Genomic DNA, 23,770 nt, shown 5'->3' on the forward strand with positions numbered 1-23,770 from the left:
ACAGAGGATGTTGCGCGTTTTTCCCGGCGAACCCCGTGGCGAATTTTGTCTGAGTAATGTGGTGAAATGAACGAATATTCAATCCTGGCGGCAGTGGATCTCGGTTCCAACAGCTTCAAGCTGCAGGTGGCGCGGGTAGTGGACGACCAGATTTATCCGCTGGATGCGCTCAAGGAACCGGTACGGCTGGCGGCGGGCGTGGATGCGGACAAGCGTCTCGATGCGGCCTCGCAGCAACGCGCGCTCGATTGCCTGAAACGCTTCGGCGAGCGTTTACGTGGCCTGCCGCGAGGCGCGGTGCGCTGTGTGGGTACCAGCGCGCTGCGCATCGCGGAAAATGCCGAGGCGTTTCTGGAAAATGCAGAAGCGGCGCTGGGCTATCCGATCGAGGTGATTGCCGGGCGCGAAGAGGCGCGGCTGGTCTACATCGGTGTCGCGCACAGCCTGCCTGCCAGCAACCAGCCCCGGCTGGTGGTGGACATTGGTGGCGGTTCCACCGAGTGTATCGTTGGCAAAGGCTACACGCCGCACCTGATGGAGAGCCTGCACATGGGCTGCGTCAATTTCACCCAGCGCTTTTTCCCGGGCGGCCGCATTGACAAGCATGGTATGAAGCAGGCCGAGCTTACCGCCCGCGCCGAGGTGCAGACCATCGTCGCCAGCTACGCCGGGCAATGGCGCGACGCGGTGGGATCGAGCGGTTCGGCGCGGGCGCTGGCCGATGTATTGATGCACAACGGCTGGGCCGAATCCGGCATCACCCGCGCAGGTCTGGCGACGTTGCGTGCCCAGCTGCTTCGCGCCGGCAGCCTGGACAAGCTGGAGCTACCCGGCCTGAAATCCGACCGCAAGCCGGTGATTGCCGGGGGCTTTGCCATCATGAGCGGCGTATTCGCCGAATTCGGTATCGAGCATATGACCGCTGCCGATGGCGCGCTGCGCGAGGGTGTGCTGTACGACTTGATGGGACGTTTCCATCATCGCGACATGCGCGCCGCCACCGTGGAGCAGTTCATGCGCCGCTATCATGTGGATACACGCCAGGCAGTGCGGGTGACCGCGCTGGCTGTCAGGCTGTTTGACCAGTTGCAAGCGGATGCGACGACTGACACTGCCAAGCTGCGTGCATTTTTGCAGTGGGCGGCACAGTTGCACGAAATCGGTATTTCGATTGCCCACTCCGGCTACCATAAACACGGCGCGTATATCCTGGCCAACGCCGACATGCCGGGTTTTTCGCGCATGGATCAGGCGCTGCTGGCACGTCTGGTGCGAGCGCAGCGTGGCGGCCTGAACAAGCTGCCTGAATTCCAGCCCGATAGCCTGGAGCCGACCGAACCTGCCACACGCCTGGCGGTGCTGGCGCTGCGGCTGGCCGTGCTGTTCTACCGCAGCCGTGCGGATGTGGCGCTGCCCGAGTTGCGTCTGGCGTGTCGCGATCAGACATGCCAGCTCTCCCTGGCGGCAGAGTGGCTGGCGGATAACCCGCTGACGGCAACGGCGCTGGAAGAAGAAAAGGCTGATTTGAAAGCGGTCGGGCTAAAGCTGACGTATCCTGGCTGAAACGGCTCAAGGGCGCCCTTACGCCACCGGTTTCGCCAATAGTTCCAGCAGTGCCTGCTGCGCTCCGTAAGGCCGGGCGCGGCGCCGGATGCGGCGGCGATAAGTGCCCTGGTGGTCCATCTCCCACGCCTGCTGGTTGTCCTTGAGGTAGGGCTTCAGGCCTTCGGCGATGACGCGTTTTTTCAGGCGTGGCTCCAGCACCGGAAAGCACGCTTCAATGCGCCGGAAGAAATTACGATCCATCCAGTCCGCGCTGGACAGGTAAACACGCTCGGCGCCATTGTCGCGGAAGTAGAAAATGCGTGTGTGCTCGAGAAAACGGCCAATTACCGAGCGCACCCGGATGTTTTCCGACAGACCGGGCATGCCCGGCTTCAACGCGCACACCCCGCGCACGATCAATTCTATTTTTACCCCGGCTTGCGACGCTTCATACAGCGCGCGGATGACTTCCGGTTCCAGCAGCGCATTCATTTTGGCAATGATCGTGGCGCGCAGACCATTACGCGCGTGTTCGGCTTCACGCCTGATGGCAGCGATGACCTGGTTATGCAGGGTGAACGGTGACTGCCACAAGTGCTTGAGACGCGACGCCTTGCCCAGTCCGGTGAGCTGGGTGAAGATTTCATTCACATCGGCGCAGATGTCCTCGTTGCAGGTGAGCAGGCCAAAATCGGTGTACAGGCGCGCGGTGCGGGCGTGGTAATTGCCGGTACCCAGATGTGCGTAACGGCACAACTTGGTGCCCTCGCGCCGTACCACAAGCGCCATTTTGGCGTGGGTCTTGTGCGCCACCACGCCATACACCACGTGTGCGCCAGCTTCCTCCAGCCTGGCAGCCCAGTTGATGTTGGCTTCCTCGTCAAAGCGCGCCATGAGTTCCACCACCACGGTCACTTCCTTGCCGCTTTGCGCTGCGGCGATCAGTGCCTGCATCAGCATTGAGTCGGTGCCGGTACGGTACACCGTCTGGCGGATGGCCAGCACCTGCGGGTCGTCTGCCGCCTGACGGATAAAATCGATCACCGGCTGGAACGACTGGAACGGGTGATGCAGTAGAATATCCCCCCGGCGTACGGCGCGGAACACGTCGCCAGGCTTGGTCAGCTGACTGGGCAGGCCGGGGATGAACAGCGGAAATTTCAGGTCAGGCCGATCCACCTGATCAGGTATCTGCATCAGCCGCACCAGGTTGACCAGACCATTGACCTGGTAAAAATCCTCGCGTCCAAGATTGAACTGCGCGAGCAGGAAATCCGCCATTTCCGGTGAGCAGTTATCCGCCACTTCCAGTCTGACTGCGTTGCCGTAATGTCGATGGGGCAGTTCGCCCTGCAATGCTTCGCGCAGGTTTTTGGTTTCTTCCTCGTCCACGAACAGGTCGGAGTTGCGCGTGACGCGAAACTGGTAACAGCCTTGCACCGTCATCCCGGCGAACAGTTCACCGACATGCGCATGCAGGATGGACGACAAAAACACGAAGCCGTATTCGCAGCCGGCAATTTCCTCCGGCATCCGGATCACGCGTGGCAATGAGCGCGGTGCCTGCACCACCGCGGCTCCGGAATTGCGGCCGAAAGCATCACGCCCGGATAACTCCACCGCGAAATTCAGGCTCTTGTTGAGCACGCGCGGGAACGGGTGGGCCGGATCCAGTCCGATGGGTGTCAGCACCGGCATCAACTCGCGGAAAAAATAGGCGCGGATCCACGCTGCCTGTTCTTCATTCCAGTAGGTACGGCGTAAAAAGCGGATACCCTGCTCTGCCAGTTGCGGCAGGATGGCCTGGTTGAGGGTTTCGTACTGTTTTTCCACCAGCACATGCGCGCGCGGGGCAACATCGCGGAAAGTTTGCCGCGCACTTAGCCCGTCTGCGCTCACGGAGGAAGAGTCCAGTGCAATGTGCTCTTTCAGCTCGGCCACACGCACCTCGAAAAATTCATCCAGATTGCTGCTGACGATGCAGATGAACTTCAGCCGTTCCAGTAGAGGCACGCCGGGATCTTCAGCCTGCGCCAGCACGCGTTCGTTGAAAGCAAGCAGGCTCAGCTCGCGGTTGAGAAAATGTTCGGGAGTGGTCGTGGTCATGGCAGCATGTTATCAAAGTAAAGCTAAAATCGTTTGTATGGCAGCCAAAGTGCGCCCTCCCCGTCCATTAACAGGATTTTTTGTGACAAAACATGACAGTTGAAATCGAACTCAAGCTCGCCCTCGCGCCGGTGCAGGCCGCACGTCTGAAACGCCATGCGTTGCTGGCCGGGGCAGATCGGCCGTTACGGCGGTGGCTGGTCAGCGTGTATTTCGATACCCCCGGGCTTGACCTGATGCGCGCACAAGCCGCGCTGCGCGTGCGCCGCGTGGGGCGCGGCTGGGTGCAGACAGTGAAAATCGGTGGCGGCTCGGCGGGCGGACTGCATCAGCGGCCGGAGTGGGAGACGCCGGTGGCCGGCGCCGTGCCCGAGCCGGGGCGCTTTGATACGCCGGCAGTCAAGGCCTTGCTTACCCCCGGCCGGGTGGTGCGGCTGCGCCCGCTGTTCCAAACCCGGTTCTGGCGCACGGCCTGGACGCTGCCGGTCAGCGGAGGCGGCAGCATCGAAGTCGCCCTGGACCAGGGTGAAGTGAGCAGCGGCGGACGCAGCCAGCCGATTTGCGAAGTGGAACTGGAGCTGAAATCCGGCCAGCCGGCGGCGCTGTATGATCTGGCGCTGGCCCTGGCAGCGGATTTCGATCTGCGCCCGGACCCGGTGAGCAAGGCGGGGCGCGGCTATGCGCTGTTTCAGAACCTGCATTCCCAGCCGCTGCAAGCCGCACCTGTCGGCCTGAAGCCGGAGATGCGTGTGGCTGACGCCTGCGTGGCCGTGATGCAAAGTGGACTGGGGCAGTTCACTGCCAACCTGGCCGGCCTCATCCATGAAACCGACCCTGAATACCTGCACCAGGCGCGTGTCGCGGTGCGCCGGCTGCGTTCGGCGCTGTCGGTGTTTGCCCCGGCCTTGCCCGATCCGGCGCTGGCATCGCTGCGGGAGGAGCTGCGCTGGCTCATGGGCGCGCTCGGCCCGGCGCGGGACTGGGATGTGTTCGCGACGGAAACATTGCCGCCGCTGATGGCCGCCATGCCCGGCCGGCCGCTGGCAAGCCTTGCCCGGGACGGCGCAGCGCAGCGGGACGAAGCGCGCGCCGCGATGACGGCGGCAGTGTCGTCGCGGCGGCTCACCCGCCTGCTGCTGGAAACCGGGCGGGTGTTGCTGCCGCGCCCGTGGGAGCAGGCCGTGGACCGGATCGGCTCAGCCTGGCAAAGTGCCCCGGTCACAGCCCTGGCCGAGTCGGTGCTGGATCGGCGCCAGCGCCAGTTACTGCGGCGCGGCAGGCATTTTTCCCGGCTGGCGCCGGCGGCGCGCCACCGCTTGCGCGTCGCCGCCAAAAAACAGCGCTACACTGCCGAATTTTTCGCCGAACTTTACCCGCGCAAGGCGGCGCGGGCCTATATAAAAAACCTGGCCGCGCTGCAGGACGGTTTGGGCGCGCTCAACGACATTGCCGTGACCGGACGCCTGCTCGACGGCTTGCGCGGCGGCCGTGCGGCCCGTCGCGCCTGGGCCTGCGGTGTGGTGCAGGGCTGGGTGGAAAGCCGTGCCCGGGCGAGGATCGCCGAGCTCGAGTCAGCCTGGCGGCGCATGAAAAAAATCCGCCCGTTCTGGAGCAAGCCGACATGAGACTGAGTGTACTCGGCGCCGGCGCCAGTAGTCTGCAGCCACGCCCGGTCCGCTCCTGGAAATTCTCCGGTTTTAATCCCGTAACATTGGAGCGCTAGCATGCTGGACTTTTTGGAAACAGAGATGGATTTGATCCTGTGGCGTCACGCCGATGCGGTAGATGGGCTGCCTGACATGGGACGCGAGCTCACCGCCAAAGGGCACAAACAGGCTGCACAGATGGCAGCATGGTTGAATGCGCGCCTACCCAAGGCTGCCGTGATTCTGGTGAGCCCGGCGACGCGTGCGCTGCAGACTGCCGAGGCGTTGGGACGGCCGTTCGACACCGCAAAAAAAATCGCACCCGGAGCCGACGCCATGAGCGTGGTACTCGCCGCAGGCTGGCCGGACGCGGGTGGCTGCGTGGTGGTGGTTGGACACCAGCCCAGCCTGGGGCAGGCTGCAGCGCTGCTGTTGTGCGGCGCCGAGTCGGATTTGTCGATCAAGAAGGGTGGGCTGTGGTGGCTCACCAACCGGGTGCGCCAGGCCACGCAGCAAACCATAGTACGCGCGGTGATGACGCCCGAATTGGCCTAAATTTCTGGCAGTATCTGTGCCAGGGCGGTGTGCAGCGCATCGGCAGTGAATGGTTTGCGAATATAGCCGCTAGCCCCCGCGTTGCGTGCCTCGGCAATATTCTCCGGCAGCGCTTCGGCGGTGACCATCAATACCGGCAGGTGCCGCAGTGCCGAATCGCGGCGGATTTCACGTAACAGTTCGATACCGGTCATGTTGGGCATGCTCCAGTCGGTAATCACCATATCGAAATGACCGGTGTGCAATTTTTCCAGCGCCGCCACACCGTCTTCGGCTTCTTCGCAGTGGGTATGGCCGATGTCCTTGAGCAGGCTGCGCAGCATACGGCGCATACTGGAAAAGTCGTCCACCAACAGGAATCTGAGCGTTTTATCAGCCATGCTGCTGTCCTTTTCTGCGCGTTGTACCCGCACTATCTTCCATAATGTGCTCACACTGCACTGGTTTCCGGGGGCGGTGTTATCGGGTAAACTGGCCGGATTTAAATTCAAGCGGATGATGGCATGTTAAAAGGCAGTTTGGTCGCCATTGTGACACCCATGCAGGACGATGGCAGCCTTGACCTGGCACGCTTGCGCGCACTGGTGGATTGGCACGCAGCGCAGGGCACGGACGGCATAGTCGTGGTGGGCACCACGGGTGAGTCGCCGACGGTGAGCTATGACGAGCATTGTGCGCTGATTCGTGCCGTGGTCGAGCGGGCTGGCGGTCGTATGGCGGTGATTGCCGGTACCGGGGCGAACTCCACATCGGAGGCAATCGAGCTGACACACTGCGCCAAATCAGCCGGTGCGGATTATGCGCTGTCGGTGGCGCCCTATTACAACAAGCCCACGCAAGAGGGTTTGTACCGCCATTTTCGGGCGATTGCCGAGGCCGAAGATTTACCACTGATACTCTACAATGTGCCCGGGCGTACGGTCAGCGACATCAGCAACGACACCACGCTGCGGCTGGCCGAAGTGCCCGGCATCGTCGGTATCAAGGATGCGACCGGCAACATCGAACGCGCCACCGATCTTATCCTGCGCGCGCCGGCAGATTTCGCCCTGTATACCGGCGATGATGCGACGGCGCTGGCATTCATGCTGCTGGGCGGGCATGGGGTGATTTCGGTCACCGCCAACATCGCGCCGCGTGCCATGCACGAAATGTGTGTGGCCGCCTTCAACGGGGAACTGGCGCGCGCGCGCGAACTCAATCAGCAGTTGTTTGGACTGCACCAAAAACTGTTTGTCGAGGCCAATCCGATCCCGGTGAAATGGGCGCTGGCCGAGATGGGTTTGATCGGTGCAGGGATACGTTTGCCGATGACGCCGTTGTCTGCACAGCACCACGATACATTGCGCCAGGCCATGCGCCAGGCCAATGCCATGTAAGCATTTTAAGGATTGGTAACCATGAAACGTAGCAAATTGTGGATGGCGCTGGCTGGCGCAGGCGTGGCGATGAGCGTTGCGGGTTGTGGCAGCATGGATGTTCTGAAATCAAAAAAGATCGACTACAAGTCCGCCACCACGGTCCCCACGCTGGAAGTGCCGCCCGACCTGACCGCGCCCACCGTTGACAGCCGCTACCAGGTGCCTGACCTCAATCCGCGCGGCAGCGCCACGTATTCGGCGTACAGCGCAGAGCGCAGCGAGAACGCCGGCGCCGGGAAAAGCGAGATTCTGCCTGCCCAGAACAAGGTGCGCATCGAACGCGCCGGCAGCGAGCGCTGGCTGGTCGTCAATATGCCGCCCGAAAAAGTCTGGCCGATCGTCAAGGATTTCTGGCAGGAAAACGGTTTTGTGATCAACGTCGAGGATCCCCAGACCGGCATCATGGAAACCGACTGGGCGGAAAACCGCGCCAAAATTCCTCAGGACATGATTCGCAATCTGTTGGGCAAGGTGGTGGATAACCTTTACTCCACACCCGAGCGCGACAAATTCCGTACCCGTCTCGAACGCACCACCAACCCGCCGGGCGAAACCGAAATTTACATCAGCCATCGCGGCATGATCGAGGTGTATGTGGGCAGCGGCTACGAGGACAAACGCACCATGTGGCAGCCGCGCCCGGCTGATCCCGGGCTGGAAGCTGAAATGCTGAGCCGCCTGATGGAGCGCTTCGGAGTGGAAAAAGCACAGGCCAAGGCCATGCTGGCCGAGCAAAACCAGCCCGATCGCGCCAAGCTTGCCCAGGCGGCCGACGGCACGCCGATGCTGGTGCTCACCGATCCATTCGATCGCGCCTGGCGACGGGTGGGTCTGGCGCTGGACCGCATTAACTTCACCGTGGAAGACCGTAACCGCGCCAAGGGGCTTTATTACGTACGCTATATTGATCCACAGCAGGATGTGGAAACCAAGAAGAGCAGTGGTTTCCTGAGCAAGCTGGCGTTCTGGCGCAGTAACAAGAAAGCCGCGGCAAATGGTGACAAATTCCAGGTTGAAGTATCCGAGAATCAGGCTTCCAATGGCGCCGAGGTGCGCGTAATGACCGCCAAAGGTGCGCCAGCAAAACCGGAAACAGCCAACAAGATCATCAGGCTGCTGCTCGAACAACTCAAGTAATGCGTTTCGCTTCACTCGGCAGCGGCAGCGAGGGCAACGCCCTGGTTGTCGAGGTAGGGCGTACGCGCATCATGCTCGACTGCGGCTTCGGTCTGCGTGACACGGTACGTCGCCTGGCCGCCAAGGCGCTCCAGCCCGAAACGGTTGACGCCATTGTCATTACCCACGAGCACAGCGATCATATCGGCGGCGCAGCGCGCTTTGCGCGTAAATATGGTATCCCGGTATGGATGACGTGCGGCACCCTGGCGGTATTCCGCAACCAGTGTGCGCAACTGCCCGAGGTACACGAACTCGACAGCCATACCGCCTTCGCAATCGGCGCCATCGAAATTCATCCCTTTCCCGTACCGCATGATGCGCGTGAACCGGTCCAGTTCGTGTTTGGCGATGGCGTGCACCGGCTCGGCGTGCTTACCGACGTGGGCGCCTCGACCGCGCATATCGAAGCCATGCTGTCGGGTTGCGATGCCCTGGTGCTGGAGTGCAACCACGACCGCGACCTGCTCGCCAGCAGCGCTTATCCCCTTGGCTTGAAACGCCGCATCGCGGGGCGCTTCGGCCATCTCGACAACCACGCCGCCGCGGCGCTTCTGTCCAGGCTGGACAACAGGCGTTTGCAACACCTCGTCGCCGCCCATCTCTCCATGCACAACAATACGCCGCAGCTGGCAGTGCAGGCATTGGCCGAAGTGCTGGGCTGTATGCCGGACTGGTTCAGCCACGCCACCCAGGACGAGGGTTTTGACTGGCGTGATCTGCGCACGGTTTGAAGCATCCGTAGGCAGATGCAAACCCCGTCACTGATTTCACCACGGCTGGTCGGCCTGCTGGCTGTAGCGGCGGGCGCCACGGTGGCCAATCTGTATTACAGCCAGCCGTTGCTGGTGGCGATTGCGGCCGACATTGGCGTGCGTCCGGCGGCGGTGAGCGTGGTGCCCACTGCGACCCAGCTGGGGTATGCGGCCGGCTTGCTGCTGCTGGTTCCGCTCGGCGACAGCATGGAGCGCCGGCGCCTGATTGTGGCGACTACGCTATGCGCAGTATTGATGCTGCTCGGTGTGGCGCTGGCGCCCACGCTGGGCTGGCTGATGCTGGCGAGTTTCCTGCTGGGAGCGGTCAGCGTGGTACCGCAGCTGGCGGTGCCCTTTGCGGCACACCTGGCAGCGCCCGACCAGCGGGGACGCGTTATCGGCATCGTGATGAGCGGGCTGCTGGTGGGCATCCTGCTGTCGCGCACCTTGAGCGGCTTGATTGGCGCCTATGCAGGCTGGCGCGACGTGTATCTGCTGGCAATCGGGGTGATGCTGATGCTGGCGGTGTTGCTGCAGCGCACCCTGCCGCGCCTGCCGTCGAGCCGGCCGATCGCCTACACGGCGCTGCTGGCTTCGCTGATCCAACTGGTGCGCAGCGAGCCGGTGCTGCGCCGCCATGCACTGGTGGGCGGCTGCGGGTTCGCCGCGTTCAGCGTGTTCTGGACAACCCTGGCGTTTCATCTGCATCAACTGTCACCCGGCTATGGCAGCGAAGTGGCGGGGATGTTCGGCCTGATCGGCGTCACCGGCGCACTCGTCGCACCGCTGGCCGGGCGCCTTGCCGATCGCGTGGCAGCGCCGCTGCTGAACGGCGCAGCTTTGCTCCTGGTGCTGCTGGCATTCCTGCTGATGGGGCTGACCGGGACCACGCTATTGGGACTGGCGCTGGGCGTGGTGCTGCTGGACGCCGGCGTGCAGGCCAGCCACCTGTCCAACCAGGCGCGCATTTACACGCTCCACCCCGATTTGCGCAATCGTCTCAATGCCGTGTACATGGTGACGTATTTTCTGGGCGGCGCGGCAGGCTCGGCGCTGGGCGGATATGCCTGGCAGCACGCCGGATGGCCTGCGGTGTGTGCTGTGGGCGCCGGGTTTGCAGCGGCCGGCATACTTGCGCTGTTTGCCGTCGGGCGCGCTGATCCAGCGCCGCACTGACAGAAACCCTGCGCAATGCTGTACAATAAGCGCTTGATTTATCAGGAGCAATACGCATGGCTTTTTCCGATCTCGGCCTGGTGCCAGAGATACTCCGCGCTGTAGAAGAGTGCGGTTATACCGAACCCACGCCGGTACAGGCGCGCGTCATCCCGGTCGCGCTCACCGGCTGCGATGTGATGGCCGGCGCGCAGACCGGTACCGGCAAGACCGCCGGATTTACCCTGCCGCTACTCAGCCGCCTGGCTCCTTACGCCAGTTCCAGCCCATCCCCCGCGCGTCATCCGATCCGCGCGCTGATCCTCACCCCCACGCGCGAACTGGCGATGCAGGTGGAGGAGAGCGTGCACCGTTATGGCAAATACCTGCCACTGCGCATTACCGTGGTGTATGGCGGCGTGAACATCAACCCACAGATTGATACCCTGCGCGCTGGCGTGGATATTCTGGTCGCCACGCCGGGGCGCCTGCTCGATCACGTGCAAAACAAAACGCTCAACCTGTCACAGGTGCAAATGCTGGTGCTGGACGAGGCCGACCGCATGCTGGACATGGGCTTCATGCCCGACTTGCGCCGCATCATCGCGTTGCTGCCGGCCGCGCGCCAGAACATGATGTTCTCCGCCACCTTTTCCGGCGAGATCAAGAAGCTTGCCGACAGCATGATGAACAACCCGCAGCTGATCGAGGTGGCGGGGCGCAATACTGCCGCCGAGACGGTCACGCAAAGCGTGCTGCCGGTGCACAAGGAACGCAAGCACGCATTGTTGGCACATCTGATCAAAACCCGCGAGCTGCGTCAGGTGCTGGTGTTCTGCGGCACCAAGATCGGTGCCAACCGGCTGGCGCAGCATTTGTGTCGCGACGGTATTCCGGCCAACGCCATTCATGGCGACAAAACGCAGCAGGCGCGGGTGGAAGCGCTGGATCAGTTCAAGCAAGGCGCGATTCAGGTGCTGGTAGCGACCGACGTCGCCGCGCGCGGCCTGGATATTGACCAGCTGCCGTGCGTGGTGAATTACGATCTGCCGCACGCGGCGGAAGATTACGTGCACCGCATCGGCCGCACCGGCCGCGCCGGTGCCAGCGGCATTGCACTGTCGCTGGTGGCAGAAGACGAACTGCGTTACCTGGCCGATATAGAACGGCTGCTCAACACCAAGATCACCTCCGAAATCATCCCCGGTTTCGAGCCTGAGCTGGGCGCCCTGCCCGAACTGGCGCGACCGCCCCGCACACGCAGCGAGCGCCCCGCGCCGCCGGCACGCGAGCCGCTGGCGGGCAGCAGCCCTGCGCCACGGCGCGAACGCGTGGACATCGAGGTAGCCGACACGCCGCTCAGCGTGCGTGTCAAAGAATCCGCCGGTAGCGGACGCAAACAGGTCGCTGCGTTGTTCCGGCCACCGGTGAATTCCAGCCGTTAACAACACCTCTGCACATGATTGAGCTGGTTGTTGTGGCCGCGCTGGGCGCGCTTGCCTGGTTCTGGCTGGACAGCCTGAAAACCCGCGAAATCGCCATCGCCGCGGCGAAACGCGCGTGCACCATTGACGCCGTGCAACTGCTCGATGACACCGTGGCAATGGCGTCAATACGCCTGGCGCGCAATTCTCAAGGGCAAGTTACCCTGCGGCGTTTCTACCGTTTTGAATTCAGCGATACCGGAGATAACCGCCGCGGCGGTGTGGTGCTGATGCTGGGCAGCACGGTGGAGAATGTCAGGCTGGGGAATGTCTGGATGGTTTAACCCGGATTCGCTGGTTCATGGGCGGCAGCTTGCACAAGACGCAAGCTGCTGCGGAGCACAAACACTGCTCGTCCGAATCTCGCGCTCGACCCGCTCAGACGAAGCGGTGCAGCAGGGGATTCAGACAGCCGCGCTACCTGGCCTCGATTTCCAGCACCGCCAGGCTGATATGCCTGCCCAGTTGTTCATTAAACCTAGAAACCGCAGTTGGACGCACCAGCGGGCGCGTAGCGATGTCACCCAAAAGGTGAATGCGAACGAAGGCGGAACACTCAGTATTCATGCGATTCTCATGAGGGAAATGAGTGGTCAACTACGGTTTTTAGATTAAATCCTGACCAGTCCTTGTAAGCGCCGAGCCTGGTTGCGACGGCGTTCTTCATCTCAAAATCGTTCTTGCCATCTTGTCGGCAGGGTAGTCGCGTACCGGGTTTTCAGCGGCATCTGCAGCGTTCAGCGGCAGAAATAACAGCGGCGCGAACAATCGACACAGGACGTGAATTATCTTCATGATGGGGCTATATGGACGCTTCCCGATTGCCAAGGGTTTTTGCTGTGTTTTGGTAAACAAGACAAGGCTGCAGTTCTATATCCGGCCTTGTTGCAGGCTATTTCCCTGCGGGCCCCGATGGAATTCGCTGACTTACCCCTCATTCTCCTGGCGGACTATTGATGTCCAGCTCATCATTCAGGTTCAGCAAGCCACGGTCTGACCTGTTTGCCATCACACACAATTACCTATCGCAACCTTTCAGCATTCACTCCTGTGTTCGTTATTCTTTGACTGCCCAGTGCATGGCCCTATGCTGGCCTGATGCTGACCCAGTCGCCCTGGTACGCCCGGTCATGGGCCAGCATCGCCCAGATCATTCGCGCCATCTTGTTGGCCAGCGCGACCACCACCACATTGGATGGCCTGCGCTTGCCTAATTCGTCAACCCACGCCCCAGGTTGCTTGGCGTGTACCAATACCGAGCGGGCGCCGTGGATGAGCAGGGTTCGCAAATAGGTGTCACCACGCTTGCTGATGCCCAGTAGCCTCGTCTTCCCGCCCGTGCCGGTTTGCCCAGGCACCAAGCCCACCCAAGCCGCAAACTCACGGCCTGACTTGAAGGCTTTGGCATCGCCCATCGTGGCCACCGCAGCGGTGGCGGTCAACAGGCCCACACCGGGAATGTCAGCAATGGCGCGGGCCGCCTTGTCCACCTTTAACCAGCTTTTAAGCTTGAGCTCAATTCCCGCGATTTGCATATCCAGCTCCGTAATGCGCTGCCACTGATCACGCAGGGCTTCGATCACGATGCCTGGCAAAATGCTCCAGAAACTTCTCGCGTTTGAGCTGCAAACTCACCATCTCTCCCGTCTCAATATCAACCCAATGCAGTTGAAATACCCGTTTTGCAATATCAATGCCGACTACGCCATGCTTCATGATGGATCCTCGGGTTTGCCTGTGAAGAACTTCATGTTCCTCCCGATTTGGCACTTAGATGCCGTCGGCCCATGAGGATCCACCTTCGCCCCACCCTACGCCACCTCAGTAGCCCGTCGCCGGGGGGAAGCGTCCATACCATTCTCCTCCAATATCCGGGCAAGTCTGTATGATGCCGCACAGCCTGGTACGGCGAAATGGTACGGCGCTACCACCACTTTTCGAAAATGATACGGCTGGCGGGCACGGCAAGGCTCTCCAGCACGGCACCGACATCTTCCACCATGCCTGGCGGTCCGCACAGATAATAGAGCGTCTCGGCACTCATGGCGGCGCTTTTCAGCAGCTCTGCGTCGATGCGCCCGGTGCGCCCATGCCATGTGTCATCGGGCTGGGTGACAGTGATCAGGCTACGCAGATTGACGTGGTGCTGGGTGAGGTGTTCGATTTCACTACGAAACAGGAACTCGTCCGGATTGGGGATGCTGTACACCAGCGTGGCCTGGGTGGCGGGCACGGCATCGGCAATGTAGCGGAAAATGCTGATGAGCGGCGTGACGCCGACACCTGCGCCCACCAGCACCACGCGCTGGCTCATTTCCGGCTGATAGACGAAAACCCCCTGGCCGCCGGAAATGCGCACGGTATCGCCGATTTTGGCATGCTCATGCAGCCAGTGTGTGACAGGGTGGCGCGTGCTGGATTTGATTGCAAGTTCCAGGCTGTGGGTGAGCACTGGCGAGGAGGTCATCGAATAGCCACCGACCTGGGTTTCGCCATCAATCTCGACGTACAGGTCTATCCATTGGCCGGCGAGAAAGCGGAATGGGGGGGTGTCCACGCCAAGCCGGAACGATTTGACGCTGGGGGTTTCCTGCTGGATGTGGGTGATGGTTGCGTTAAACAAGGCTGTCCCTGACTGGTTGCTATGGTTATGGTTGCACAGTTTGTTTGGAACGCAGTTACTTCTTTGCCTCGAAATCCAGCGCGGCCGAGTTGATGCAATAGCGCAGCCCGCCTGGTGCCGGGCCGTCTGCAAACACATGTCCCAGATGGCTGCCGCAGTGACGGCAATGCACTTCGGTGCGCGCCATCAGCAGGCTGTTGTCCTGACTGGTTTCCACGGCAGACTGGTCGAGCGGCTGCCAGAAACTTGGCCAGCCGGTGCCTGAGTCAAATTTGGTATCGGCGTCGAACAGCGCCTCGCCGCAGCACGCGCAACGGTAGGTGCCTGCATCCTTGAGGTCCCAGTATTTACCGGTGAAAGCGCGTTCGGTACCATGCTCGCGGCAGATATGGTATTGCTCGGGAGTGAGCCTTTCGCGCAGAGCCTGTTCATCCAGAATTAATTTGTCAGCCATTTGGATTCCTTTTAAACAAGATAGAATTATGACCGCAGATGGGCAGCAAATGGCAAGAAATCAAATTTCACAGTTTTGGCGTTGACATTCCCGCCAATTGTGATCTATATTGTGTTTACAGTTTAGATTTAGTCTAATCTGTTCGATGTTCGTATTATCGAGCTTCGCGTTACCTGAACGTTACCTGAGGAGATTTACCATGCAGCTCAAAGGTTCAAAAACTGAAACAAGTCTGAAAGAAGCGTTTGCCGGCGAATCCCAAGCCAACCGTCGTTACCTGTATTTTGCAGCAAAAGCGGATGTGGAAGGCCAAAATGACGTCGCCGCCGTGTTCCGCTCCACTGCCGAAGGTGAAACCGGCCACGCGCACGGCCATCTGGAGTACCTGGAGGCCTGTGGCGACCCGGCTACCGGCCTGCCCATCGGCGCCAGCCGAGACAATCTGAAAGCGTCGGTCGCGGGTGAAACCCACGAGTACACCGACATGTATCCAGGCATGGCCAAAACCGCGCGTGAAGAAGGCTTTGACGAAATTGCCGACTGGTTTGAAACCTTGGCCAAGGCCGAGCGCTCCCACGCCGGCCGTTTCCAGAAGGCGCTGGACGCACTGGTTGACTAAACCCCGACCATTGCGGCTGTGAATTAGCGCAATTACACTGCGGGTTGTGGCTGTGACATGCACACACGACTCGCAGGTTTCAACCCTGTTTGCACTCAGAGAACAAAAAATGACCGTGCGCGAAGGTAATCTGCAGGCCCCTACCCGCCATCCGCTGGATTGGCAAAATCCCGATTTTTATAATGAAGCTGCGCTGTTCCACGAAATGGAACGCGTTTTCGATTTGTGTCATGGCTGCCGCCGCTGCGTGTCACTGTGTACGACGTTTCCGACGCTGTTTGACCTGGTGGATGAGTCGCCCACGCTGGAAGTGGACGGCGTTAACAAACAGGATTACTGGAAGGTGGTGGATCAATGCTACCTGTGTGACCTGTGTTACATGACCAAATGCCCGTATGTGCCACCGCACCCATGGAATCTGGATTTCCCTCATACCATGCTGCGCGCCAAGGCGGTCAAGTTCAAGCAAGGTGATACCCGATTCCGCGACAAGCTGCTCTCCAGCACCGATGCCATGGGCAAGCTGGCTTCCATCCCGGTGGTGGTGCAGGCAGTCAACGCGGTGATGAAAAACCCCGCCGCACGCAAGCTCATGGATGACACGCTGGGTATCCATCGGGATCAGGCATTACCGGAATACGACAGCGCCAAATTTCGCAGCACCGCGCGTCCCGACAGCAGTTTCCCCAGCCGCGCTGGCGCGCAGACGCCCGGCAAAGTAGCGATATACGCCACCTGCTATGTGAACTATAACGAACCAGGCATCGGCCATGATTTGTTAAAGATACTGGCGCACAACGAAATTCCCAGCGTGCTGGTGGAAAAGGAATCCTGCTGCGGGATGCCCAAGCTGGAACTGGGGGATCTGGAAACCGTGGAAAAGCACAAGAACGTGAATATTCCGCACCTGGCCAGGCTGGCGCGGGAGGGCTATGCCATTCTCACCGCCGTGCCGTCATGCACGCTGATGTACAAACAGGAGCTGCCGCTGATGTTTCCCGATGACGCTGATGTGCAGGCGGTGAAAGCAGCGATGTGGGATCCGTTTGAGTACCTGATGGCGCGTCAGGCTGACGGTTTTCTCAAGACCGATTTCGTCAGGCCGCTGGGCAAGGTGGCTTACCACGTGCCCTGTCATCAGCGCGTGCAAAACATCGGCAATAAAACCCGCGACAGCCTGAAACTGGCGGGCGCCGAGGTCACCATGGTGGAGCGCTGCTCCGGCCACGATGGTACCTGGGGGGTGAAAACGGAGTACTACCCCAACGCGATGAAAATTGGCAGCCCGGTGTTCAAGCAGATGGCTGCTGCCGATCCGGACTATATCAGTTCGGACTGCGCCATTGCTGCACGCCACATTCAGCACGGCATGGGTGAGAACCACGCACAGAAGGCGCATCCCATCACTTTGATGCGCATCGCCTACGGACTATAAGGAGCAATGCATGAGCAGTGAAGCTTACCACGAGCCTGTCGACAAGCTGTCCGCCGCGACGCAGGACATGCACCGCGCAATCGTGTCGCTGATGGAGGAGCTGGAGGCGGTCGACTGGTACAACCAGCGTGTGGATGCGTGTACCGACGCTGAACTCAAGGCGATCCTCGAACATAATCGTGACGAGGAGAAAGAGCATGCGGTGATGGTGCTGGAATGGATACGCCGTCAGGATCCAAGGCTGGATCACGAATTGCGCGAGACTTTGTTTAAACAGGGCCGCATCGCCGGCCAGCACGCGGATGAGGAGAAATGATATGGGGCGGATTACCCGGGACAGCTTGATGACACTGGAAGCCTACGCCAAAGCGCGCCCCGCCATGCGCGCACAGACCATCGAGCACAAGAAAAATCGCCGGGTCCAGCTGGGCGAGCATGTGGCGCTGATGTTCGAGGACGAACTCACCCTGCGTTACCAGATCCAGGAAATGTTGCGTGTGGAAAAAACCTTCCACGAAGAGGGTATTCAGGACGAGCTCAATGCCTACACCCCGCTGGTACCGGACGGCAACAACTGGAAAGCCACCATGCTTATCGAATACCCTGACGTGGATGAGCGCCGCGCGATGCTCGCCCGGCTCAAGGGGATTGAAGACAAGGTTTATGTGCAGGTAGCAGGTCACGCACGCGTTTACGCCATTGCCGATGAAGACATGGAACGCGAAAACGAGGAAAAAACCTCATCGGTACATTTCCTGCGGTTTGATCTGCAACCAGCGATGGTGGAATCGCTCAAGGCGGGTGCGGCACTGGCTATGGGGGTGGATCATCCCGCCTATACTGCACATGTGGACGCAGTGTCCGCCGCGACACGCGCATCATTGATGTCGGATTTATCCATTTAGCTTCTGCGGCTGGTTTGACGCCAAAAATACTGCTGACCGGATTGAAGATGGGGAGGATATCGTGCTCGACAACATGATGATCAATCGTTTTAAATCCGGCCTGGGCGGCCAATCGTTACCGCTGTCTATCCGGTTCTGGAATGGCGAGACGCTGCGCTTTGGCGAACGTGCCAGCGTGCTGCTGTCGCTCAATTCAGCTAGGGCGGCGGCATCCTTATCCAAACCCACTCTGGGCAAGTTCGCGCGCTGTTATGTCGAAGGCGAAATTGACCTGGAAGGCGACATCCACGAAATTCTCAGCCTGGGCGAAAAACTCTGCGCTGAGGGTGAATGCCTGGTGCAGGACAAAAAAGGCAGCCAGGCGTGGAAATGGTGGCGCCATACGCGCGCGCGCGACCGCAAGAACATCAGCTATCACTACGACGTTTCCAACGATTTCTACGCGCTGTGGCTGGATCAGAAACGGGTCTACTCTTGCGCCTATTTTCGTCACCCGGACGATACCCTGGAAGCCGCGCAAGAAGCCAAGCTCGATCATATCTGCAAAAAACTGATGCTGCAGTCCGGTGAAAGCCTGCTCGATATAGGCTGCGGCTGGGGCGGTCTGGTGCTGTGGGCGGCGCAGCATTATGGCGTGCACGCGGTCGGCATCACCCTGTCGCAGAACCAGCATGACTATGTGCGCGAGCAAGTCAAGGCACGCGGGCTGGAGGGCAGGGTGGAAGTGCGTCTGATGGATTATCGCGATGTGCCGCCCGACATGCAGTTCGACAAGATTGCCAGCGTGGGCATGTTTGAACACGTGGGACGCGGTAATCTGGATGGCTACTTCGACAAGATATTCAGCCTGCTCAAACCCGGCGGCCTGGTGATGAATCACGGCATTACCGCAGCCGGGCTGGATAGCCGGGGGCTGGGTAGCGGTATCTCCGAATTCATTGACGATTATGTGTTTCCCGGCGGCGAGCTGGTGCATGCTGCACGGGTCATCGAATCGCTGGCGCGCAGCGGGCTGGAATGCCTGGATGCGGAAAACCTGCGCCCCCACTATGCGCGCACCCTGTGGCAATGGGTACACCGGCTGGAGGCGCACAGCAGCGAGGCGCGACGCCTGATCGGCGAGCAGAAATACCGTATCTGGCGTATCTACATGGCGGGCTCCGCCCACGCCTTCGATCGCGGCTGGATGGCGCTGTTTCAGATACTGGCTGGCAAACCCCTTGCCAACGGCAGTTTGCCGTACCCGTTTACCCGCGATCACGTTTACACCTGAAACCCTCTTTGGTGGAGTAACCGGTTCGCGCCATTATCCGCTCCACCCTCCATTTTGGCGTCTTCGCGTGCAGCTGCGGTGTATCATGCAGTTTTTTTGCGATGGATAATCATGCGCCAACTTGTACGGCTCGCGTTGCTTGGAATGCTGGTTGCACCCGCGTTTGCCCATGCGTGGGGACTGGGGTTTGACAGGGATATTGATGACCAGAAAAAGTCGGGGGAAGAATCGCAGACCCGGCTGCCGCCCTATCCCAAAGCCGGAAACCAGCAGGAGTTCTATGTGAGCGGCATCGCCGGGAATCATTATTTTGTGGACAAGACTACGCTGGATATGGGCAAGGATGGCGTGGTGCGCTACGTGCTGACCATAAAGGCGCGAGGTGGGGCGACCAATGTGAGTTTCGAGGGCATTCGCTGCGCTACCCGTGAACGCAAGATTTATGCGATTGGTCACCCTGACGGTAGCTGGTCTCGCGCCCGTGACAGCCACTGGCAGCCAATCGCTTCAACTTCTCAGCTGTCTTATCATCGACCCCTTGCCGACGAATATTTGTGTCCGCAGGGGGAGATGGTGCACAGTCCGCAAGAGGCGCTCAGAAACATGCGCGCTGTATGGTAATTTGTCCGACAGACTAAAACGTTTAGAGCAAGACTAGATTGTCGCGGTGGATCAGTTCGGGTTCGTCAATGTAACCCAGCGTCGCCTCAATCTGCGTCGTCGGCAGGCGTACAATCTTGCGTGCCTCGCTGGCGGCGTAATTCGCCAGGCCGCGCGCGATTTGCACGCCTTCCGGCGATACGCAGGCCACCACTTCGCCGCGCGCGAATTCGCCTTCGACGCTGATCACGCCGATCGGCAGCAGACTCTTTCCATCCAGCGTCAAGGCCTTGACTGCACCCGCATCCAGGGTCAATTTGCCGCGCACTTGCAGGTGGTCGGCGAGCCAGGTTTTGCGCGAGGACAACGGTGTCTGGGTGGCCTCGAGCTGGGTGCCGATAGCCTCGCCGCTGGCCAGGCGCACCAGCACATCGGCTTCGCGCCCGCTGGCAATAATGGTGTGAGCGCCACTGCGGGCAGCGCGTTTGGCAGCCAGGATTTTGGTCAGCATTCCGCCACGGCTGATCGTGCTGCCCGCGCCACCGGCCATTTTTTCCAGTGCCGGGTCGCCAGCGTGCGCCTCGTTGACCAGGGTGGCATCCGGATTGCTGCGCGGATCGGCGGTGTACAGGCCAGCCTGATCGGTAAGAATCACCAGCGCATCGGCTTCAATTAAATTGGCTACCAGCGCGCCCAGGGTGTCGTTGTCGCCAAAGCGGATTTCGTCCGTGGCAACCGTATCGTTTTCGTTGATGATAGGGATGACCTTCAATGCCAACAGGGTGCGCAAAGTGGAGAGCGCATTCAGATAGCGGGTGCGGTCGGCCAGGTCGTCATGGGTGAGCAGAATCTGCGCGGTATGCAGATTGTGACTGCGAAAACTGGTCTCATAGGCCTGCACCAGCCCCATTTGTCCCACCGCTGCGGCTGCTTGCAGCTCGTGAACGGCGCCGGGGCGGGCTTTCCATCCCAGGCGCTGCATGCCTTCCGCCACCGCACCGCTCGACACCAGCACCACTTCCTTGCCCATATGGGTGAGTTGAGCGATTTGCGCCGACCAGTTGGCCAGCGCGGCATGGTCGAGCCCGCGTCCGTCATTGGTCACCAGCGCGCTGCCGACCTTGACCACCAGGCGGCGGGCGGATTGCAGAACCGGTTTCATAATGTCGGGTCGTAACTCTGCGTAACGGGCTCGGCGGCAGGCTGCGCAGCCGCTTCTTCGGCAGCGCGGGTGGCAATGATATGCGCCATGATGGCGTAAGTGAGGGTCTTGCAGCCTTCCCCGGTCAGCGCCGAAATGCTGAACACTTCGCCCTCCCAGCCATAATCGCGGATGAAATCGGCGATCTTGCGCACGCGCTCGGTTTCGTCGAGCATGTCGGTCTTGTTGAGTACCAGCCAGCGCGGTTTATTGTAGAGCGCCTCGTCATATTTACGCAGTTCGCCGACAATGGCGCGGGCTTCGTAAACCGGGTTGGTGCCTGCATCCATGGGGGCGATGTCCACCAGGTGCAGCAATAAGCGGGTGCGTGCCAGATGTCGCAAAAAACGGTGGCCCAGGCCAGCGCCGTCGGCTGCACCCTCGATCAGTCCCGGGATGTCGGCGATGACGAAGCTTTTGTCGATGTCCACGCGTACCACACCCAGATTGGGCGCCAGTGTCGTGAAGGGGTAATCGGCAACTTTCGGGCGCGCTGCGGAAACTGCGCGAATAAAGGTGGATTTTCCCGCGTTGGGCATGCCCAGCAGCCCGACGTCGGCCAATACCTTCAACTCCAGTTTGAGTTCGCGTTCTTCGCCGGGTTCGCCGCGGGTGAATTGACGCGGGGCACGGTTGGTGCTGGTTTTAAAGTGCAGATTGCCGAGACCGCCCTTGCCGCCCTTGGCAATAACGGCACGCTGGCCATCGTGAGCCAGATCCACCAGCACCTCGCTGGTGGCCAGATCGGTGATCACGGTGCCCACCGGCATGCGCAGGATGATGTCGTCGGAGCCTTTGCCATTGCAATCCGCACCGCGCCCACCTTCCCCGGGGCGGGCGCGGAAGGCGCGTGTATAGCGAAAATCCACCAGGGTGTTGATATTGCGATCGGCTACCGCGATGATGCTGCCGCCGCGTCCACCGTCGCCGCCATCCGGGCCGCCGCGTGGAACGAATTTTTCGCGGCGGAACGAGGCCGAGCCGTTGCCGCCGCTGCCGGCGAAGACTTCGATTTTTGCCTCGTCGATGAATTTCATGTGCTGATACCGCCAAAGTAAAAAAGCCCTATCCGCAGGATAGGGCTTAGGGATGCTGCCTGGAACTGCTTACGCAGCCGGGATGATATTAATCATCTTGCGTTTTTGCGCGCCCTTGATAACGAATTGCACTACGCCATTCGCCGTGGCAAACAGGGTGTGATCCTTGCCCATGCCGACGTTGTCGCCAGCATGAAACTGGGTGCCACGCTGGCGCACGATGATGTTGCCAGCCAGCACTTCCTGACCGCCGTAGCGTTTTACGCCCAGGCGTTTGGAATGGGAGTCGCGGCCGTTGCGTGAACTGCCGCCTGCTTTTTTGTGTGCCATGGTTTATCTCCTTAGGCCGAAATGCCGCTGATCTGGATTTCGGTGTAATTTTGACGATGACCCTGATGCTTCTGGTAGTGCTTGCGACGGCGCATCTTGAAAATGCGGATTTTCTCGCCGCGGCCGTGCGAAATAATGGTCGCAGTGACCTTGGCGCCGTTAACCAACGGAGCGCCGACCTTGATGTTGTCGCCTTCGGCAACCATAAACACCTGATCCAGCACGATTTCGCTGCCAACGTCCGCGGTAATCTGTTCTACTTTAAGTTTTTCGCCGGCGACGACGCGATACTGCTTGCCGCCGGTTTTTATGACCGCATACATGGTGAGCTCCAAACTTCTAAACTAGAGGAAGCGCGGAATTATAAAGAAATCAACAGGCAAGGTCAAACCGTCCTTGACACGGCTGCATGTGTCTCCCTACCATTCACCTCTTTTTTGCAATTTTTTTGATAATGCAGGCAATTCAAGCGTTTTTGGCAGATGACATGCGTAGCGTGGATGCAGTTATCCGCGCCCGCCTGCATTCCGAAGTGGCACTGGTCAGCCAGGTCAGCGAATATATCATCAATAGCGGCGGTAAGCGCCTGCGCCCGGCGCTGGTGTTGCTCTCTGCGGGTGCGTTTGGCTATCAGGGCAGGCAGCAGCACGAACTCGCCGCCGTGGTCGAATTCATCCATACTGCGACCTTGCTGCACGACGATGTGGTCGATGAGTCTGCACTGCGGCGCGGGCGTGAGACCGCCAATGCATTGTTCGGCAACGCCGCCAGCGTGCTGGTGGGGGACTTCCTCTATTCGCGCGCATTCCAGATGATGGTCACGGTGAACAACATGCGGGTAATGGAAGTGTTGTCTGATGCCACCAACATCATTGCCGAGGGCGAGGTGCTGCAGTTGATGAACTGCAACGATGCGGACATCAGCGAAGAGGATTATTTGCGGGTGATTCGTTACAAGACCGCCAAACTGTTCGAGGCGGCAGCGCGCCTGGGGGCGATTATCGGCGCCGCTGATCGCGATGCAGAAGATGCCATGGCGGCTTACGGGATGCATCTGGGCACAGCTTTTCAGCTGATTGATGATGTGCTCGACTACTCAGGCAACCATGAGGAAACCGGCAAAAATATCGGCGACGATCTGGCTGAAGGCAAACCCACCTTGCCGCTGCTGTATCTGATGAAGCATGGCACGCCCGATCAGGCAAATCTGGTGCGCCGCGCCATCGAGGAAGGCGGTCGGGCCGAGTTTCAGACCATACTGGCAGCGATTGCTACCAGTGGTGCGCTGGATTACACGCGTCGCCAGGCAGCATGCGAGGCGGAGATCGCCTGTGCGGCCATTTCCGGATTGCCGGATTCTCAATATAAATCGAGTCTGTTAAAATTGGCGGACTTTGCTGTCAACCGCGATTATTAGTTGCCTGGTTGAATTTATTTTGCGCCGCAAGTC

General features: G+C 60.2%; 27 protein-coding genes and 1 pseudogene. 16 read left to right on the top strand and 12 right to left on the bottom strand.

Translation table 11 applies throughout. From position 1 onward, the window contains the following. Positions 1-66 precede the first annotated feature (66 nt). The gene (gene ppx, locus GZH91_RS04120) at positions 67-1,563 is read left to right on the top strand and encodes an exopolyphosphatase (RefSeq protein WP_147074491.1); all 1,497 of its coding nucleotides are present in this window, start codon (positions 67-69) and stop codon (positions 1,561-1,563) included. A gap of 18 nt (positions 1,564-1,581) precedes the next feature. On the opposite strand, the gene ppk1 is transcribed toward ppx, so the two are convergent. Then, the gene (gene ppk1 / locus GZH91_RS04125; protein ID WP_147074490.1) at positions 1,582-3,651 is read right to left on the bottom strand and encodes a polyphosphate kinase 1; all 2,070 of its coding nucleotides are present in this window, start codon (positions 3,649-3,651) and stop codon (positions 1,582-1,584) included. A 92-nt stretch (positions 3,652-3,743) separates the two neighbouring features. Between ppk1 and GZH91_RS04130 the strand changes: the two genes are divergently transcribed. Both GZH91_RS04130 and GZH91_RS04135 read left to right on the top strand, forming a co-directional pair. Next, entirely contained in the window at positions 3,744-5,276 is a 1,533-nt protein-coding gene (locus tag GZH91_RS04130) for a CYTH and CHAD domain-containing protein (protein WP_147074489.1), read from the top strand. 99 nt (positions 5,277-5,375) lie between these two features. Next, positions 5,376-5,852, top strand: coding sequence for a SixA phosphatase family protein (locus tag GZH91_RS04135; RefSeq protein ID WP_307723891.1), 477 nt, complete (start codon positions 5,376-5,378; stop codon positions 5,850-5,852). Here the strand turns inward: GZH91_RS04135 and GZH91_RS04140 are convergent. Continuing rightward, positions 5,849-6,232, bottom strand: a complete 384-nt coding sequence (locus GZH91_RS04140) for a response regulator (protein WP_147074488.1) — start codon at positions 6,230-6,232, stop codon at positions 5,849-5,851. The genes GZH91_RS04135 and GZH91_RS04140 overlap by 4 nt on opposite strands. A gap of 123 nt (positions 6,233-6,355) precedes the next feature. Here GZH91_RS04140 and dapA point away from each other — a divergent pair, with 123 nt between their 5' ends. From dapA to GZH91_RS04170, 6 genes are read left to right on the top strand one after another with little or no spacing between them, the layout of a single operon-like run. Then, positions 6,356-7,231, top strand: a complete 876-nt coding sequence (dapA, locus tag GZH91_RS04145) for a 4-hydroxy-tetrahydrodipicolinate synthase (protein WP_147074487.1) — start codon at positions 6,356-6,358, stop codon at positions 7,229-7,231. 21 nt (positions 7,232-7,252) lie between these two features. Further along, positions 7,253-8,410, top strand: a complete 1,158-nt coding sequence (bamC, locus tag GZH91_RS04150; RefSeq protein ID WP_147074486.1) for an outer membrane protein assembly factor BamC — start codon at positions 7,253-7,255, stop codon at positions 8,408-8,410. Further along, on the top strand, positions 8,410-9,183 hold the full coding sequence (locus tag GZH91_RS04155) for an MBL fold metallo-hydrolase (protein WP_147074485.1): 774 nt from the start codon (positions 8,410-8,412) through the stop codon (positions 9,181-9,183). The genes bamC and GZH91_RS04155 overlap by 1 nt, the downstream gene beginning before the upstream one ends. Before the next feature lie 15 nt (positions 9,184-9,198). Further along, positions 9,199-10,380, top strand: a complete 1,182-nt coding sequence (locus GZH91_RS04160) for an MFS transporter (protein ID WP_147074484.1) — start codon at positions 9,199-9,201, stop codon at positions 10,378-10,380. Positions 10,381-10,436: 56 nt separating this feature from the next. Then, on the top strand, positions 10,437-11,804 hold the full coding sequence (locus tag GZH91_RS04165; protein WP_147074483.1) for a DEAD/DEAH box helicase: 1,368 nt from the start codon (positions 10,437-10,439) through the stop codon (positions 11,802-11,804). 14 nt (positions 11,805-11,818) lie between these two features. Further along, entirely contained in the window at positions 11,819-12,127 is a 309-nt protein-coding gene (locus tag GZH91_RS04170; RefSeq protein ID WP_223264610.1) for a DUF3301 domain-containing protein, read from the top strand. A 133-nt stretch (positions 12,128-12,260) separates the two neighbouring features. Here the strand turns inward: GZH91_RS04170 and GZH91_RS04175 are convergent, their stop codons facing one another. The 6 genes and pseudogenes from GZH91_RS04175 to msrB all read right to left on the bottom strand — a co-directional run bounded on the left by GZH91_RS04175 (position 12,261) and on the right by msrB (position 14,920). After that, positions 12,261-12,410, bottom strand: coding sequence for a hypothetical protein (locus GZH91_RS04175; protein WP_161984166.1), 150 nt, complete (start codon positions 12,408-12,410; stop codon positions 12,261-12,263). Between the two features lie 96 nt (positions 12,411-12,506). Then, positions 12,507-12,698 (bottom strand): hypothetical protein, encoded by a 192-nt coding sequence (locus GZH91_RS04180; RefSeq protein WP_161984167.1) that lies wholly within the window; start codon positions 12,696-12,698, stop codon positions 12,507-12,509. A gap of 230 nt (positions 12,699-12,928) precedes the next feature. Then, positions 12,929-13,438, bottom strand: a pseudogene (locus GZH91_RS04185) (IS110 family RNA-guided transposase); the annotation flags it as partial. Next, a complete protein-coding gene (locus GZH91_RS17945) occupies positions 13,407-13,559 on the bottom strand; it encodes a hypothetical protein (RefSeq protein WP_161984168.1) in 153 nt (50 codons plus the stop codon). The gene GZH91_RS17945 and the pseudogene GZH91_RS04185, both read right to left, overlap by 32 nt. 208 nt (positions 13,560-13,767) lie before the next feature. After that, positions 13,768-14,466 (bottom strand): ferredoxin--NADP reductase, encoded by a 699-nt coding sequence (locus GZH91_RS04195; protein WP_223264497.1) that lies wholly within the window; start codon positions 14,464-14,466, stop codon positions 13,768-13,770. A 55-nt stretch (positions 14,467-14,521) separates the two neighbouring features. Further along, positions 14,522-14,920 (bottom strand): peptide-methionine (R)-S-oxide reductase MsrB, encoded by a 399-nt coding sequence (msrB, locus tag GZH91_RS04200; RefSeq protein ID WP_147071304.1) that lies wholly within the window; start codon positions 14,918-14,920, stop codon positions 14,522-14,524. A 199-nt stretch (positions 14,921-15,119) separates the two neighbouring features. On the opposite strand from msrB, the gene GZH91_RS04205 reads away from it, so the two are divergent. From GZH91_RS04205 to GZH91_RS04230, 6 genes are all read left to right on the top strand, one after another. Beyond that, a complete protein-coding gene (locus tag GZH91_RS04205; protein ID WP_124704763.1) occupies positions 15,120-15,539 on the top strand; it encodes a rubrerythrin family protein in 420 nt (139 codons plus the stop codon). A 109-nt stretch (positions 15,540-15,648) separates the two neighbouring features. Next, the gene (locus tag GZH91_RS04210; RefSeq protein ID WP_147071302.1) at positions 15,649-16,974 is read left to right on the top strand and encodes a heterodisulfide reductase-related iron-sulfur binding cluster; all 1,326 of its coding nucleotides are present in this window, start codon (positions 15,649-15,651) and stop codon (positions 16,972-16,974) included. 10 nt (positions 16,975-16,984) lie between these two features. After that, positions 16,985-17,290, top strand: a complete 306-nt coding sequence (locus GZH91_RS04215; RefSeq protein WP_147071300.1) for an encapsulin-associated ferritin-like protein — start codon at positions 16,985-16,987, stop codon at positions 17,288-17,290. A gap of 1 nt (position 17,291) precedes the next feature. Beyond that, positions 17,292-17,879, top strand: coding sequence for a DUF3501 family protein (locus GZH91_RS04220; protein ID WP_147071298.1), 588 nt, complete (start codon positions 17,292-17,294; stop codon positions 17,877-17,879). 61 nt (positions 17,880-17,940) lie between these two features. After that, the gene (locus tag GZH91_RS04225) at positions 17,941-19,152 is read left to right on the top strand and encodes a class I SAM-dependent methyltransferase (protein WP_147071296.1); all 1,212 of its coding nucleotides are present in this window, start codon (positions 17,941-17,943) and stop codon (positions 19,150-19,152) included. A gap of 111 nt (positions 19,153-19,263) precedes the next feature. Continuing rightward, complete coding sequence (locus GZH91_RS04230) at positions 19,264-19,773, top strand: CNP1-like family protein (protein ID WP_223264495.1); 510 nt, start codon at positions 19,264-19,266, stop codon at positions 19,771-19,773. A gap of 22 nt (positions 19,774-19,795) precedes the next feature. Here GZH91_RS04230 and proB read toward each other — a convergent pair whose 3' ends face one another. The 4 genes from proB to rplU form a co-directional block, all read right to left on the bottom strand. After that, positions 19,796-20,914 (bottom strand): glutamate 5-kinase, encoded by a 1,119-nt coding sequence (proB, locus tag GZH91_RS04235; protein WP_147071294.1) that lies wholly within the window; start codon positions 20,912-20,914, stop codon positions 19,796-19,798. Beyond that, positions 20,911-21,990 carry an Obg family GTPase CgtA gene (gene cgtA / locus GZH91_RS04240; protein WP_147071292.1) on the bottom strand — a complete coding sequence of 360 codons (1,080 nt, stop codon included), beginning with the start codon at positions 21,988-21,990 and terminating at the stop codon, positions 20,911-20,913. The genes proB and cgtA overlap by 4 nt, the downstream gene beginning before the upstream one ends. Positions 21,991-22,059: 69 nt before the next feature. Next, entirely contained in the window at positions 22,060-22,320 is a 261-nt protein-coding gene (gene rpmA, locus GZH91_RS04245) for a 50S ribosomal protein L27 (RefSeq protein ID WP_147071290.1), read from the bottom strand. 11 nt (positions 22,321-22,331) lie between these two features. Beyond that, a complete protein-coding gene (gene rplU / locus GZH91_RS04250) occupies positions 22,332-22,643 on the bottom strand; it encodes a 50S ribosomal protein L21 (RefSeq protein WP_147071288.1) in 312 nt (103 codons plus the stop codon). 125 nt (positions 22,644-22,768) lie between these two features. Here rplU and ispB point away from each other — a divergent pair, with 125 nt between their 5' ends. After that, complete coding sequence (gene ispB, locus GZH91_RS04255) at positions 22,769-23,737, top strand: octaprenyl diphosphate synthase (RefSeq protein WP_147071286.1); 969 nt, start codon at positions 22,769-22,771, stop codon at positions 23,735-23,737. Positions 23,738-23,770: the final 33 nt, after the last annotated feature.

Origin of the sequence: Sulfuriferula plumbiphila (genome assembly GCF_009938015.1) — a bacterium.
GTDB lineage: Bacteria > Pseudomonadota > Gammaproteobacteria > Burkholderiales > Sulfuriferulaceae > Sulfuriferula > Sulfuriferula plumbiphila.

Bases quoted from the DNA above. Each gene is read 5' to 3' on its own strand.
- ppx (WP_147074491.1), top strand. From the start codon at position 67: ATGAACGAATATTCAATCCTGGCGGCAGTGGATCTCGGTTCCAACAGC.
- ppk1 (WP_147074490.1), bottom strand. From the start codon at position 3,651: ATGACCACGACCACTCCCGAACATTTTCTCAACCGCGAGCTGAGCCTG.
- GZH91_RS04130 (WP_147074489.1), top strand. From the start codon at position 3,744: ATGACAGTTGAAATCGAACTCAAGCTCGCCCTCGCGCCGGTGCAGGCC.
- GZH91_RS04135 (WP_307723891.1), top strand. From the start codon at position 5,376: ATGCTGGACTTTTTGGAAACAGAGATGGATTTGATCCTGTGGCGTCAC.
- GZH91_RS04140 (WP_147074488.1), bottom strand. From the start codon at position 6,232: ATGGCTGATAAAACGCTCAGATTCCTGTTGGTGGACGACTTTTCCAGT.
- dapA (WP_147074487.1), top strand. From the start codon at position 6,356: ATGTTAAAAGGCAGTTTGGTCGCCATTGTGACACCCATGCAGGACGAT.
- bamC (WP_147074486.1), top strand. From the start codon at position 7,253: ATGAAACGTAGCAAATTGTGGATGGCGCTGGCTGGCGCAGGCGTGGCG.
- GZH91_RS04155 (WP_147074485.1), top strand. From the start codon at position 8,410: ATGCGTTTCGCTTCACTCGGCAGCGGCAGCGAGGGCAACGCCCTGGTT.
- GZH91_RS04160 (WP_147074484.1), top strand. From the start codon at position 9,199: ATGCAAACCCCGTCACTGATTTCACCACGGCTGGTCGGCCTGCTGGCT.
- GZH91_RS04165 (WP_147074483.1), top strand. From the start codon at position 10,437: ATGGCTTTTTCCGATCTCGGCCTGGTGCCAGAGATACTCCGCGCTGTA.
- GZH91_RS04170 (WP_223264610.1), top strand. From the start codon at position 11,819: ATGATTGAGCTGGTTGTTGTGGCCGCGCTGGGCGCGCTTGCCTGGTTC.
- GZH91_RS04175 (WP_161984166.1), bottom strand. From the start codon at position 12,410: ATGAATACTGAGTGTTCCGCCTTCGTTCGCATTCACCTTTTGGGTGAC.
- GZH91_RS17945 (WP_161984168.1), bottom strand. From the start codon at position 13,559: ATGAAGCATGGCGTAGTCGGCATTGATATTGCAAAACGGGTATTTCAA.
- msrB (WP_147071304.1), bottom strand. From the start codon at position 14,920: ATGGCTGACAAATTAATTCTGGATGAACAGGCTCTGCGCGAAAGGCTC.
- GZH91_RS04205 (WP_124704763.1), top strand. From the start codon at position 15,120: ATGCAGCTCAAAGGTTCAAAAACTGAAACAAGTCTGAAAGAAGCGTTT.
- GZH91_RS04210 (WP_147071302.1), top strand. From the start codon at position 15,649: ATGACCGTGCGCGAAGGTAATCTGCAGGCCCCTACCCGCCATCCGCTG.
- GZH91_RS04215 (WP_147071300.1), top strand. From the start codon at position 16,985: ATGAGCAGTGAAGCTTACCACGAGCCTGTCGACAAGCTGTCCGCCGCG.
- GZH91_RS04220 (WP_147071298.1), top strand. From the start codon at position 17,292: ATGGGGCGGATTACCCGGGACAGCTTGATGACACTGGAAGCCTACGCC.
- GZH91_RS04230 (WP_223264495.1), top strand. From the start codon at position 19,264: ATGCGCCAACTTGTACGGCTCGCGTTGCTTGGAATGCTGGTTGCACCC.
- proB (WP_147071294.1), bottom strand. From the start codon at position 20,914: ATGAAACCGGTTCTGCAATCCGCCCGCCGCCTGGTGGTCAAGGTCGGC.
- cgtA (WP_147071292.1), bottom strand. From the start codon at position 21,990: ATGAAATTCATCGACGAGGCAAAAATCGAAGTCTTCGCCGGCAGCGGC.
- rpmA (WP_147071290.1), bottom strand. From the start codon at position 22,320: ATGGCACACAAAAAAGCAGGCGGCAGTTCACGCAACGGCCGCGACTCC.
- rplU (WP_147071288.1), bottom strand. From the start codon at position 22,643: ATGTATGCGGTCATAAAAACCGGCGGCAAGCAGTATCGCGTCGTCGCC.